13 protein-coding genes are annotated in these 12940 nt (G+C 61.9%); all 13 read right to left on the reverse strand.

Going from position 1 to position 12940, the window contains the following annotated elements; translation table 11 throughout:
* Window positions 1–69: 69 nt before the first annotated feature.
* Window positions 70–861 carry an acyl-ACP--UDP-N-acetylglucosamine O-acyltransferase gene (gene lpxA / locus GJ699_RS08430; RefSeq protein ID WP_154374988.1) on the reverse strand — a complete coding sequence of 264 codons (792 nt, stop codon included), beginning with the start codon at window positions 859–861 and terminating at the stop codon, window positions 70–72.
* A gap of 2 nt (window positions 862–863) precedes the next feature.
* Window positions 864–1352, reverse strand: coding sequence for a 3-hydroxyacyl-ACP dehydratase FabZ (gene fabZ / locus GJ699_RS08435; RefSeq protein ID WP_195763499.1), 489 nt, complete (start codon window positions 1350–1352; stop codon window positions 864–866).
* Window positions 1349–2401: a UDP-3-O-(3-hydroxymyristoyl)glucosamine N-acyltransferase gene (lpxD, locus tag GJ699_RS08440; protein ID WP_154374990.1), complete on the reverse strand. Its 1053-nt coding sequence runs from the start codon at window positions 2399–2401 to the stop codon at window positions 1349–1351. Before lpxD ends, fabZ begins: the two co-directional genes overlap by 4 nt.
* Window positions 2402–2425: 24 nt before the next feature.
* On the reverse strand, window positions 2426–2962 hold the full coding sequence (locus GJ699_RS08445; RefSeq protein ID WP_229261998.1) for an OmpH/Skp family outer membrane protein: 537 nt from the start codon (window positions 2960–2962) through the stop codon (window positions 2426–2428).
* A 37-nt stretch (window positions 2963–2999) separates the two neighbouring features.
* Window positions 3000–5336, reverse strand: coding sequence for an outer membrane protein assembly factor BamA (gene bamA / locus GJ699_RS08450; RefSeq protein ID WP_154374994.1), 2337 nt, complete (start codon window positions 5334–5336; stop codon window positions 3000–3002).
* 40 nt (window positions 5337–5376) lie between these two features.
* Window positions 5377–6774 (reverse strand): RIP metalloprotease RseP, encoded by a 1398-nt coding sequence (rseP, locus tag GJ699_RS08455; RefSeq protein WP_154374996.1) that lies wholly within the window; start codon window positions 6772–6774, stop codon window positions 5377–5379.
* A 2-nt stretch (window positions 6775–6776) separates the two neighbouring features.
* The gene (gene ispC, locus GJ699_RS08460) at window positions 6777–7964 is read right to left on the reverse strand and encodes a 1-deoxy-D-xylulose-5-phosphate reductoisomerase (RefSeq protein ID WP_154374997.1); all 1188 of its coding nucleotides are present in this window, start codon (window positions 7962–7964) and stop codon (window positions 6777–6779) included.
* A gap of 10 nt (window positions 7965–7974) precedes the next feature.
* A complete protein-coding gene (locus tag GJ699_RS08465) occupies window positions 7975–8811 on the reverse strand; it encodes a phosphatidate cytidylyltransferase (protein ID WP_154374999.1) in 837 nt (278 codons plus the stop codon).
* The gene (gene uppS / locus GJ699_RS08470; protein ID WP_154375001.1) at window positions 8811–9563 is read right to left on the reverse strand and encodes a polyprenyl diphosphate synthase; all 753 of its coding nucleotides are present in this window, start codon (window positions 9561–9563) and stop codon (window positions 8811–8813) included. The genes GJ699_RS08465 and uppS overlap by 1 nt, the downstream gene beginning before the upstream one ends.
* A gap of 130 nt (window positions 9564–9693) precedes the next feature.
* The gene (frr, locus tag GJ699_RS08475; protein WP_154375003.1) at window positions 9694–10254 is read right to left on the reverse strand and encodes a ribosome recycling factor; all 561 of its coding nucleotides are present in this window, start codon (window positions 10252–10254) and stop codon (window positions 9694–9696) included.
* Between the two features lie 24 nt (window positions 10255–10278).
* A complete protein-coding gene (pyrH, locus tag GJ699_RS08480) occupies window positions 10279–10995 on the reverse strand; it encodes a UMP kinase (RefSeq protein WP_154375005.1) in 717 nt (238 codons plus the stop codon).
* Window positions 10996–11128: 133 nt separating this feature from the next.
* Window positions 11129–12043, reverse strand: coding sequence for a translation elongation factor Ts (gene tsf, locus GJ699_RS08485; protein ID WP_154375007.1), 915 nt, complete (start codon window positions 12041–12043; stop codon window positions 11129–11131).
* Window positions 12044–12135: 92 nt separating this feature from the next.
* Window positions 12136–12888, reverse strand: coding sequence for a 30S ribosomal protein S2 (gene rpsB, locus GJ699_RS08490; protein ID WP_154375009.1), 753 nt, complete (start codon window positions 12886–12888; stop codon window positions 12136–12138).
* Between the last annotated feature and the right edge of the window lie 52 nt (window positions 12889–12940).

The following is a 12940-nucleotide window of genomic DNA, read 5'->3' on the forward strand; positions in this document are numbered from 1 at the left end:
TCGCCGGACGGCTCGCCTGCCACCAGGGCCAGGGACAGCCCCAGGCCGCCCTCGCAGCCCGGGGTTGGATTATCGGACAATGCCACGGCTCGCCGTATCCAGGAACTCGCGCATGGCGCGCATGTGCAGCGCCACCTCGGCCGGCACGCTGGCCTCTTCAGCGATCAACGCTTCCTTGGCTTCTTCCAGCGTGAGACCGGAGCGGTAGATGATCTTGTAGGCGGCGCGGATGCCGTTGATCTGCTCGCGCGTAAAGCCGCGTCGCTTCAGGCCTTCGATATTCACACCGTGCGCGGCGGCCGGATTCCCGTTCAACAGCACGAACGGCGGCACGTCCTGGGTCAGCGAAGTGCTCATGCCGACAAACGCATGGGCGCCGATCTTGCAGAACTGGTGCACATTGGCGAAGCCGCTCATGATCACCCAGTCGCCAATCTCGACGTGCCCAGCGATCTGCGCGTTGTTCGAGAAGATGGTGTTGCTGCCGACCTGGCAATCGTGCGCCAGGTGCACGTAGGCCGAGATCCAGTTGTCGTTGCCGAGCGAAGTCACGCCCTTGTCCTGCACCGTGCCGGTGTTGAATGTGCAGAATTCACGAATGGTGTTGCGGTCGCCGATGGTCAGGCGGGTCGGCTCGCCGTTCCACTTCTTGTCCTGCGGCGCGGCGCCGATCGACGAGAACTGGAAGAACTTGTTGTCGCTGCCGATCGTGGTGTGACCTTCGATCACCACATGCGGACCGACCACCGTGCCGGAGCCAATGCTGACATGCGGGCCGATCACCGAGTACGGGCCAATTTCTACGCTCTCGTGCAACTCGGCCTTGCTGTCGACGATGGCGGTGGCGTGGATCTTGGCCATGATTACTGACCCGCTGGCTGCGAAGCGTCGGCCACGCTGCGGATGGTGCACATCAGTTCCGCTTCCACCGCGACCTGGCCGTCGACCGTGCCGACCGCCTTGTATTTCCAGATGCCGCGCGCGTTGCGCAGGATCTCGACGTCCATGCGCAGCTGGTCGCCAGGACCGACCGGACGCTTGAAGCGCGCGCCGTCGATGCCGACGAAGTACACCACCGAATTCTCGTCCGGCTTCAGGTTCATGGTCTTGAACGACAGCAGCGCGGCGGTTTGCGCCATCGCCTCGATCATCAGCACGCCCGGCATCACCGGCTTGTGCGGGAAGTGGCCGTTGAAGAATTCTTCGTTGACGGTCACGTTCTTGATGGCGGTGATGGTTTTGCCCTCTTCATACGAGAGCACGCGGTCCACCAGCAGCAGCGGATAGCGGTGCGGCAGGTAGGACTTGATCTCGCAGATGTCCATGGTTTTGGAGGTTTCGGTAGTGGTCATGATTCGTCTTCAGTTCGTGTTTTGATGATTTTTTCCAGCGCGCGGATTTTATCGCGCATGGCCGACAGATTGCGCACAATCACGGCCGATTTTTCCCAGTCGGCGTTTTTCGCCAATGGGTAGAAGCCGGTGTACTGCCCCGGCTCCAGGATCGAGCGCGACACCATCGAGCCGGAGCCGACGTGCACCTTGTCGACGATGGTCAGATGGCCCAGCACCATGGCCGCGCCGCCAAAGGTGCAGTACTTGCCGATTTTGGCGCTGCCCGCCACGCCGACGCAGCCGGCCATCGCCGTGTGCGCGCCGATGTGGCAGTTGTGGCCAATCTGGATCTGGTTGTCCAGCTTGACGCCGTCTTCGATGATGGTGTCCGCCAGCGCGCCGCGATCGATCGTGGTGTTGGCGCCGATGTCGACGTCATCGCCGATCATCACGCGTCCAGTCTGCGGAATCTTGATGTAGACGCCGCCCTCGTTGGCGAAGCCGAAACCGTCGGTGCCGATCACCGCGCCGGAGTGGATGATACCGCGCTGGCCGATCTGGCAGTAGGCATGGAAGGTGACGTTGGCGAACAACTGCGTGCCGTCGCCGATCACCGCCTCGCGGCCGATGAAGCAGCCGGCGCCAATCACCGCGCCTTCGCCGATCACGGCGCCGTCTTCAATCACCACGCGCGGGCCGACGTGGGCCGACGCCGCCACCTGGGCGCTGTCCGCCACCACGGCGCTGGCATGTACGCCAGCCGCAGGCACGATCGCCGTCAGCGCTTCGAAATACTGCGCGGCGCGGGCGAAATACACGTAGGGGTTGGGGACGACGATGCGCGCGCCGCTGTAACCGGCGGCGACAAATGCGTCATCGGCGGCCGACACGATCAGTGCCGCCGCCTTGCTCTGCAGCGCCTGCGCGCGCAGCTTGCTATTGCTGAGAAAGCTGATGTGCGAAACGCCAGCGTCAGCCAGAGGCGCGATCCCGGTGACTTCCAGGTTTGCGTCGCCTGCCAGCTGACCGCCGAGGCGTTCGACCAATGCTCCTAGTCGAGTGCCCATCGGGTTGATCCAATCTATGCGATGTTATTTATCTTTATCGAGCGCGGCCAGCACCTTGTCGGTGATGTCGATACGGTTGCTGGCCCAGACCGCATCCTGCAGCACGATGTCAAAGCCTTCGACATTCGCCAGTTGCTTGATGACCTTGGTGGCCTTTTCCGAAATCGCCTGGCGCTCCTCGTTGGTGCGCTGGCTCAAGTCTTCGCGAAACTCGCGCTGGCGGCGCTGATATTCCTTGTCCAGGTCCATCACGTCGCGCTGGCGCTTGTTGCGGTCGATTTCGTTCAGGCTCGGCGCATCCTTGTCGAGCTTTTCCGATGCCGCTTTGAGGCGGCCGGCCATCTCGTTCATGGCTTTTTCACGGCTCTTGAACTCTTCCTTCAACTTTTCCTCGGCCAGCTTGGCCAGCTTGGATTCGTTGTAGATGCGCTCCGGGCTGATCCAGGCGATGCGCGACGCCGACGTCGGCGTCGAAGTCTGGGCCTGCACCGGCGCCAATGCACACCAGCCCAATGCAAGTACAGCAAGAGTTTTGGTCAGGGTTGCGGATGCAGTCTTCAACTTATTTCTCCGAGGTAAATATTGATACTTTCCAGCATTAGAAGCCGGAGCCCATCTGGAACTGGAAGCGTTCCAGGCGGTCGCCATACTTGGCGTTCAAAGGCTTAGCATAACTCAACTTCAGCGGACCCACCGGGGAAATCCAGCTGATGCCCAAACCGGTCGAATAGCGCAGCTGCGAAGCGCGCATTTTCTCGCCTTCCTGGTACACCTGGCCGGTGTCGAGGAAACCGAACCAGCGCAGGCTGCGGTCCTGGCCGGAGCCTGGGAACGGCATCTGCAGTTCGGCATTGCCGATCAGGCGCGAGGCGCCGCCCAGCGCGTCGCCGTAGCGGGTGTCGACCGCGCCCAGCGTCGAGCTTTCGTAGCCGCGCACCGAACCGATACCGCCGCCATAGAAGTTTTTGAACACTGGATAATCGCTGTTGCCGATGCCGTGGCCGTAGTCAAACTCGCCTTTCAGGGCCAGCGTGATCTTCTGCGTCAGCGGCTTGTACCACTGGTGTTCATACACCGCGCGGTAGTATTTCTGGTCGCCGATGACGTCCAGTTCCAGGTTGGCGCGCTGGTAGCGGCCGATGGTTGGCGTCATCGCCGAGTCGCGGCTGTCGCGGGCCCAGGCCACAGTCAGCGGAATCGAGGTCGCATCGGCGGTGCCGACGCCGCTGGAAATGCCGGTGATGCTGCGCACATACTCCAGGAAGCGGGTTGGCGAGGTCGAGTCGGTGGTGATCTTCGAACGCTCCACACCGACGCCGAAGAACACGGTGTCGACTTCCGAGAACGGCACACCCCAGGTAACGCGGCCGCCGGTCTGTTTAATGGTGTAACTGCCGATGTTGGCCGCCGGCGGTTTGGTGGTGCGCAGATAGATTTCGTAGCCGCGCGAGACGCCATCGTCGGTGTAGTACGGGTCGGTCTGCGAGAACGAAATGGTGCGGCTGTACTTCGAGGTATTCAGCTCGATGCCGACGGTGGTGCCCGAACCGGCAAAGTTGGCCTGCTGGATCGCGGCCTGGAACGAGAACTTCTCCGACTGCGAGAACGCGCCGCCGATCTGGAAGTTACCGGTCGGACGTTCGGTCACGGTCAGGTTGACGTCCACCTGGTCGGAGGTGCCCTGCGCTTCCGGGGTGTCGACGGTGACGTCCTTGAAGTAGCCCAGACGGTCGACGCGGTCGCGCGACAGCTTGATCTTGTTGGCGTCGTACCAGCTCGATTCGAACTGGCGGAATTCGCGCCGGATCACTTCGTCGCGGGTGCTGGTGTTGCCAGCGATGTTCATGTGGCGCACGTAGGCGCGCTTGCCCGGATCGATGAAGAAGGTGAACGACACTTCGCGCTTGTCGCGGTCGATGTCCGGGTTGGCGTTGACGTTGGCGAAGGCGTAGCCGAAGGTGCCCAGGCGATCCGAGATCAGCTTGTTGGTGGCGGTCAGGCGCTCGCCCGAGTAGACTTCGCCCTTGTGCAGCAGCACCAGCGAACGCAGCTCGTCCTCGCGGCCGAAGGTCTCGCCCTCGAACTTGATGTCCTTGACGTTGTACTTCTCACCCTCGGTGATGTTGATGGTGATGTAGATGTCCTTCTTGTCGGGCGTGATCGACACCTGGGTCGAATCGATGTTCATCTCGATGTAGCCGCGATTCAGATAGAAGGACTTGAGCGACTCGATGTCGCCGGTCAGCTTGGTCTTGGAGTACTGATTGGCCTTGGTGTACCAGCTGAACCAGCCGCCGGTGTTCAGCGCCAGTTGATCTTTCAGTTCCTTGTCCGAGAAGATCTTGTTGCCGACGATGTTGATCTCTTTGATCTTGGCGACGTCGCCCTCGTCGACGTCGAAGGTGATGTTGACGCGGTTACGCTCGATCGGCGTCACCGTGGTCACCACTTTCACGCCATACAGGCCGTGCGACAGGTATTGGCGTTTCAGTTCCTGCTCGGCGCGGTCCACCGACGCCTTGTCGAAAATCTTGGTCTCGCCGACGCCGATGTCCTTCAGCGCCTTGACCAGCGTATCTTTTTCAAATTCCTTGGCGCCGTTGAAGTCGACCTTGGCGATGGCCGGGCGTTCTTCCACCAGCACCACCAGCACCTGGCCGTCCTGCTCCAGTTTGACGTCCTTGAAGAAACCGGTCGCATACAGCGCCTTGATGGCGGTGATCGACTTGTCGTCGTTGAAGGTTTCGCCGACGCGCACCGGCAGATAGCTAAAGACCGTACCGGCTTCCGTACGCTGGATCCCTTCGACGCGGATATCTTTGATGACGAAAGGATCGATCGCCATGGCGCTACCGCTGCACAGTGCCAGGACGGCGGCGCCAATCAGGCTGCGGCGCAAGGAAGTTGAAGTAATACGGTCAGAATATCTTTTCATCGGGTTCAATGGCTCAATCAACGAGAACTACACAGTACAGCTACAGCAGCCGGGCAACGTCATTGAACACCGCCAGCAGCATCAGAGTCAGTAACAACCCCATGCCCAGGCGCTGCGCAATTTCACCGACGCGCTCCGGCACAGAACGCCCAGTTAAAACTTCCAGCGAATAATACAGCAAATGCCCGCCATCCAGAACGGGAATTGGCAGCAAATTCATAATGCCAAGACTGACACTAATGAAGGCGACGAAGCTGAGGAAGCTGATCGCCCCCATCCGCGCGGTCTGGCCGGCATAATCGGCGATGGTCAGTGGGCCGGTGACATTTTTCAGCGAGGCTTCGCCGGTCAGCATTTTGCCCAGCATTTTCAAGGTCATAGTACAAGTATCCCAGACCCGGACCACGCCTTTTGACAGCGCGCCCAGAGGGGAAGAAGGCACTTTGATCATATCCGGGCGGTTTGCGATTTCGGCGCCGATCTTACCGACTGTTACAGTTCCTTTGCCGCTTTTTGCCTCGGCGCTGGCCGCCTCCGGCACCACGCTGACCAGGATCGGTTGACCATCGCGCTGCACCTCGACCTTGACCGCGCGCTCAGGCGCGCCCTGCACCGCTTCGATGAAGGCGCCGGCGTCGGTCACCGGCGCGCCGTCTATTGACAGCAGCACGTCTTCGGAACGCAAGCCGGCGCGTTCGGCCGGACTGCCCGGCAGCACGCGGTTGACGATAGGCGCCAGCCGCGCAATGCCCACGCCCAGTTGGGCCGGCACGTCGTCTTCCAGATCGAGGCCGCTCATGGCGCTGGCCGGCAGCGTCAGCACCAGCCGGCCCTGCGACGGCCGCTCAACCGTCAGGCGGATTTCATGCTTGTCGATGGCGGACTGAATGAACTGCCAGCGCAGTTCGGACCAGGCATGCACCGGCTGCTCGTTGACCGCCACCACCAGATCGCCGCTGTGCAGGCCGGCGCTGTGAGCGGTGCCGGCGGCCGGGCCGGCCTTGGCGGCTTGCGGCATGTCGGGCGTCAGCACACTGATCTTGCTGCTGGGTTCTTCCACGCCGTGCATATACAGGCCGGCAAACAGCGCGATCGCCACCAGGAAGTTGGCGATCGGGCCGGCGGCCACGATGGCAATCCGCTTCCATACATTCTGGCGCGTGAACTCGCGTTTGAGGTCGGCCTCCGGCAGGTCGCCGAGGTTGCCTTCGCGGGCGTCCAGCATCTTGACGTAGCCGCCCAGCGGCAGCGCCGACAGCGCCCATTCGGTCTGGTCCTTGCCGAAGCGGCGCGACCACAGCACCTTGCCGAAGCCCACCGAGAAGCGCAGCACCTTCACTCCGCACCAGCGCGCCACCAGATAGTGGCCCAGCTCGTGGAATACCACCAGCGGGCCGATGCACAGGATGAATGCCAGCGGGGTGGACAGGAAGTTCATGATTACAGTCCGGCGATGCAGGCTTCGGCGGCGGCGCGGGCGGCGGCATCCTGCGCCATCACCGCTTCGATGCTGTGCGCGGCGCCGTGCGGCAGCGTGTCGACCACTTGTGCGATCACGCGGTCGATCTGGCGGAAGCCGATTTTCAAATCGAGGAAGGCTTGCACCGCCACCTCGTTGGCGGCGTTCAGCAAAGCCGGCGCGGTGCCGCCGGCGCGCAGCGCGTCGAACGCCAGCTTCAGGCACGGGAAGCGCTCGAAGTCCGGCTTTTCAAATTGCAGCGTGGCGATCTGGGTCAGGTCCAGCTGCGCCACGCCGGAGGCGATGCGCTCCGGATAAGCCAGCGCGTGGGCGATCGGGGTGCGCATGTCGGGATTGCCGAGCTGCGCCAGCACCGAGCCGTCGACGTAGGACACCATCGAGTGAATCACCGACTGCGGATGGATCACCACGTCGATCTGCTCGGCGGGGGCGCCGAACAGCCAGTGCGCCTCGATCACTTCCAGCCCCTTGTTCATCATGGTGGCCGAGTCGACCGAAATCTTGCGGCCCATCGACCAGTTCGGATGCTTGCAGGCTTGCTCCGGCGTCACCGCGTCCAGCGTGGCGACGTCGCGGGTCAGGAATGGGCCGCCGGAAGCGGTCAGCAAAATCTTGGCGACGCCGGCCGCTTGATCGCGCACCGCCGGCATCTTGCCGCCAAACTGCGGCATGCTCTGGAAGATGGCGTTGTGTTCGCTGTCGATCGGCAGCAGCACCGCGCCCGAGGCGTGCACCGCGTCCATGAACAGCTGGCCGGACATGACCAGCGCTTCCTTGTTCGCCAACAGCACCTTCTTGCCGGCGCGGGCCGCGGCCAGGGTGGGCGCCAGGCCGGCGGCGCCGACGATGGCGGCCATCACGCTGTCGACTTCGGCGGCGCTGGCGATGCTGCACAGCGCCTGCTCGCCCCACTCCACTTCGGTCTTGACGCCGGCCGCGCGCAGCAGCGCGCTCAGACGGTCGGCGGCGGCGGCGGTGCCGACCACGGCGCGCGCCGGGCGGAACTGGATGCATTGCGCGGCCAGTTCGTCAACCCGGCTGTGCGCCGACAGCGCATAGACGGCATAGCGGTCGGCATGGCGCGCCACCACGTCCAGCGTGGATACGCCGATCGATCCGGTGGCGCCTAATACGGTAATACGTTGCATGATGATTCTTTCAGATCCAGGACGTGACCAGCGCGGCCATCGGCAGCACCGGGATCAAGGCGTCCACGCGGTCCAGCACGCCGCCGTGGCCAGGCAGCAGATTGCTGCTGTCTTTCATGCCGGCGCGGCGCTTGAGCTGGGATTCAAACAGGTCGCCGATGACGGAGAACATCACGATCACCAGCAGGATCAGCAGGGTCGGCACCCAGCCGAAACGGGCGTGCAGCTTGTAGGCGAAGGTGTCTTGCAGCCAGCTGGCCGAGCCAGCGGCCAGCACTGACAGCACGGCGATCGCCAGCACCGCGATGGCGCCGCCAATCGCGCCTTCCCACGACTTGCCGGGCGAGATGGTTGGCGCCAGCTTGCGCTTGCCGAACGCCTTGCCGGAGAAATAGGCGCCGATGTCGGCGATCCACACCAGCACCATCACCGACAGCAAATACAGCGGCGAATGCAGGTACAGGCCGACAATCGCGAAGAAGGCGGCGAACAGCGCGAAGGTAAACGTGATCGCCAGCGACCAGTTGGCGGCGCCGCCCAGCGGCGGCAGGCCCAGGCCCAGCGTCGGCGCGTAGCGGATGATCCACAGCAGCGCCGCCACGCCGTACAGCGCGTTGACCGAGCCCGGCTTGGCGGAATACATCAGCGCCACAAAGGCCAGGCCGGCCACAAAGCCGATCGCCCGCGCCGTGCCCTCTTTCAGGCCGAACAGGCGCGCCCCCTCCCACACGGCGGCGCCGACAAACAGCGTGACCACCAGCGCAAACGCAGGGAAATAGTTGAAGAACAGGACCGGCAGCAGCACCGCCAGCAAGACCACAGCGGTAATAATCCTTGTTTTCAGCATCAGCTTGCCTTCTCGGCCAGTTGCGCACCGGTGCGGCCGAAGCGGCGTTCACGGTGCTGGTAGGAGGCGATCGCCTCGTCGAGACACGCGGCGGAAAAGTCCGGCCAGTAGGTGTCGGTGAAGAACAGCTCGGTATACGCGAGCTGCCACAGCAGGAAATTGGAGATGCGCTGTTCACCGCCGGTGCGGATGAACAGGTCGGGCTCGGGCGCGTAGGCCATGACCAGGTGCGGCGCCAGCTGCGCTTCGGAGAAGTCGGTGGCGCCCGGGTGCGATTTCACCATCTGGCCGATGGCCTGCATGATGTCCCAGCGGCCGCCGTAGTTGAAGCAGATGGTCAGCGTCATGCGGCTGTTGGCGGCGGTCTTGCGCTCGGCGGCGGCGATCATGTCCTGCAGTTTCTGGTCGGCGCGACTGAGATCGCCAACCACGCGCAGCCGGATGTTATTGGCGTGCAGTTTGGAGACTTCGCCCTCCAGCGCCTTGACGAACAGGCGCATCAGCAGCGACACCTCTTCCTCGGGGCGGCGCCAGTTTTCCGAGCTGAAGGCAAACAGGGTCAGGTACTCGACGCCGCGGCGGGCGCAGGATTCAACCACGGTGCGCACCGCATCCACGCCCTTGGCGTGGCCGGCCACACGCGGCAGGAAGCGTTTGGTCGCCCAGCGGCCATTGCCATCCATGATGATGGCCACATGGCGCGGCACGGCGGGCGCGTCTGGAACCTCGGTAGTCGAACTCGTATATTTCATGAAAACGTTGGTGCCAAAGTGTAAAGTATTGCAGGTGTGACGCAAAAAGACAAGACGCCAGCATAGCAGACACCGCCGGCCCTGCGCGACACGCATGACCGGCGGGCTGCCATGCTGGCGTCCCGTGTTTTTACACCGTCAGAACTTCTTTTTCTTTCTCGGCCAGCATCTTGTCGATGTCGACGATGGCTTTGTCGGTCAGCTTCTGGATGTCGTCGGTGCCGCGGCGCTCGTCGTCTTCCGAGATGGCTTTATCCTTGACCAGTTTTTTCAGACCTTCGTTGGCATCGCGGCGGATGTTGCGTACCGCGACCTTGGCGTCTTCGCCTTCGCTCTTGACCAGCTTGACCATTTCCTTGCGGCGTTCCTCGGTCAGCGCCGGGGTCGGCACACGGATATGGTCGCCCTGCGAGGATGGATTCAGGCCCAGATCGGCGTCACGGATCGCCTTCTCGATGGTGGCCGCCATCTTTTTCTCGAACGGTTGCACGCCGATGGTGCGGGCGTCGACCAGGGTCAGGCTGGCGACCTGGTTGATCGGGGTCGGGTTACCGTAGTAATCGACCATCACGTGATCGAGGATGCCGGTGTGGGCGCGGCCGGTACGCACCTTGGCCAGATCGGCGCGCAGGGTTTCCAGCGATTTGACCATGCGGTCTTGGGCACTCTTTTTAACGTCAGCTACGGACATTGCTGCTCTCCTGTTATTTCTAGATTAAACGTGAACCAGTGTACCCTCATCCTCACCCATGATGACGCGCATCAGCGCGCCCGGTTTGGTGATGGAGAACACTTTGATCGGCAGTTTCTGGTCGCGGCACAGCGCAAACGCGGTGGCGTCCATGACCTGCAGGTGCTTGGCGATCGCTTCATCGAAGCTGATCGAGCTGTACAGCGTGGCGTTCGGGTCTTTTTTCGGGTCGGCGGTGTAGACGCCGTCCACCTTGGTGGCTTTCAGCACGATTTCCGCGCTCATCTCCGAACCGCGCAAGGCCGCTGCGGTATCGGTGGTGAAGAACGGGTTGCCGGTGCCGGCCGCAAACACCACGACCTTGCCTTCTTCCAGGTACTGCAACGCTTTCGGGCGCACATACGGCTCGACCACCTGCTCGATGCCGATCGCCGACATCACGCGCGCGGTGATGCCGACATGGCGCATGGCGTCGGCCAGGGCCAGCGCATTCATCACGGTGGCCAGCATACCCATGTAGTCGGCGGTGGCGCGGTCCATCCCTTGCGCACCGGGCGCGACGCCACGGAAGATATTGCCGCCGCCAATGACGATCGCCAGTTCCACGCCCAGTTTCGCGACCTCGGCCACATCGGCCACCATCCGTTCGATCGTGCCGCGGTTGATGCCGTAAGGATCATCTCCCATCAGGGCTTCGCCGGATAATTTGAGGAGTACGCGCTTGTAGGCTGGTTTGGACATGAGACGGGGCTCCTAAGTTGGGTTAATTCGGGTCAGGCTTGCCGGCGCTTATGATACCTCGCCCAACGCCGGGCACTGCAGGGTGTTACTTGGGCAGCTTAAAAAAACGGGCCTCGCGGCCCGTTTTCTTGTATTACGCTCCTTTGGAAGCGGCCACCTGGGCGGCCACTTCTGCGGCGAAGTCGTCTACCTTCTTTTCGATACCTTCGCCTACCACATACATGGTGAAGGCTTTGATGGTGGTCGATTTCTCTTTCAGCATCTGCTCGATCGATTGCTTGTCGTTTTTCACGAAAGCCTGGTTCAGCAGCGACACTTCTTTCAGGTACTTCTGTACCGAACCTTCCAGACGCTTGGCGACGATGTCGGCAGGCTGAACTGGTTTGCCAGCGGCGACAGCGGCGGCCGCATCTTCGTCGGCTTTCAGTTGCGCAACCGAACGCTCTTTTTCGATCAGTTCGGCAGGAACCTGGTCAGCCGACAGCGACACTGGCTTCATCGCGGCGATGTGCATCGCCACGTCTTTACCAACTTGCTCGTCCGCGCCTTCGAACTCGACGATCACGCCGATGCGCGCGCCGTGCAGGTAGGAAGCCAGTTTGCCGGTGGTTTCGAAACGCTGGAAGCGGCGGATCGACATGTTTTCGCCGATTTTACCGATCAGGGCCGAACGCACTTCGTCCAGGGTTTTTCCGTCGGCGGCTGGCAGTGCCAGCAGGGCCGCCACGTCGGCAGGGTTGTGCTCGGCAACCAGCTTGGCGGCGGTCGCTGCCAGGTTCAGGAAGTCGTCGTTTTTCGCGACGAAGTCGGTTTCCGAGTTCACTTCAACCAGCGCGCCCACGCCGCCGGCGATGTACGATGCCACCACGCCTTCAGCGGTGATGCGGCTGGCTGCTTTACCAGCTTTACCGCCCAGCTTGACGCGCAGGATCTCTTCCGCACGACCCATGTCGCCTTCGGCTTCGGTCAGTGCTTTTTTGCATTCCATCATAGGCGCGTCGGTTTTCGCGCGCAGTTCGCCTACCATTGCTGCAGTAATCGCTGCCATGTGTTTCTCCTGTAATTCTGTATTCGGGGGTGGTTATGTCAAAAAAAAGGGGGGCTGTGGGCCACCCCTTTTTTACAGCCAATCAGAAACGATTAAGCCTGTTCGCTGACTTCGACGTATTCGTCGCCAGCGGCGGTTTTGATCGCTTCGACCACATCAGCACCGGCAGCGGCACGGCCTTCCAGGATCGCGTCTGCCACGCCGCGGGCGTACAGGGTGATCGCTTTGGACGAGTCGTCGTTGCCTGGGATGACGTACTGCACGCCTTCTGGCGAGTGGTTGGTATCGACCACGCCGATCACTGGGATGCCCAGTTTGGCGGCTTCGGTGATGGCGCCTTTGTGGTAGCCAACGTCAACGACGAAGATAGCGTCAGGAACGCCGCCCATGTCTTTGATGCCGCCGATCGATTTTTGCAGCTTGACGATTTCGCGTTGGAACATCAGCGCTTCTTTTTTCGACAGCTTCTCAACCGAACCGTCCTCCAGAGCGGCTTCCATGTCTTTCAGGCGCTTGATCGAGGTTTTGATGGTTTTGAAGTTGGTCAGCATGCCGCCCAGCCAACGCTGGTCAACATAAGGAACGCCTGCGCGCTGGGCTTCAGCAGCAATGATTTCGCGAGCTTGACGCTTGGTGCCGACCATCAGGATGGTGCCACGGGAAGCGGCGACTTGCTTAACATGCTTCATCGCATCCTGATACATCGCCAGGGTTTTTTCCAGGTTGATGATGTGGATTTTGTTGCGATGACCGAAGATGAAAGGAGCCATCTTTGGGTTCCAGAAACGGGTCTGGTGACCGAAGTGGATACCAGCTTCCAGCATTTCGCGCATAGTTACGGACATAATTTACTCCAGGGTTAGTTCTGGAATCCGACCAGTCACTCCCGGAGGAGCA

It is taken from the genome of Duganella guangzhouensis (assembly GCF_009674535.1).
In the GTDB taxonomy this organism is placed as follows: domain Bacteria; phylum Pseudomonadota; class Gammaproteobacteria; order Burkholderiales; family Burkholderiaceae_D; genus Rugamonas; species Rugamonas guangzhouensis.